The 244-nt window shown below is 50.0% G+C and carries 1 rRNA gene; it reads left to right on the top strand.

The features are described 5' to 3' along the window. A 23S ribosomal RNA gene (locus tag SB719_RS22025) occupies positions 1-244 on the top strand; the annotation flags it as partial.

Here is a 244-nt window from a genome sequence, read left to right as displayed (position 1 = left end):
AGAGGCGAACCAGGGGAACTGAAACATCTAAGTACCCTGAGGAAAAGAAATCAACCGAGATTCCCTTAGTAGTGGCGAGCGAACGGGGACCAGCCCTTAAGTTGGTTTGAGATTAGTGGAACGCTCTGGAAAGTGCGGCCATAGTGGGTGATAGCCCCGTACACGAAAATCTCTTATCAATGAAATCGAGTAGGACGGAGCACGAGAAACTTTGTCTGAATATGGGGGGACCATCCTCCAAGGC

Source organism: Pantoea sp. SIMBA_079, from assembly GCF_046940275.1.
Classification (GTDB): Bacteria; Pseudomonadota; Gammaproteobacteria; order Enterobacterales; family Enterobacteriaceae; genus Pantoea; species Pantoea borealis.
The sequence above is the reverse complement of the archived record's forward strand: the minus strand, read 5'-3'. Positions and strand labels throughout refer to the sequence as shown.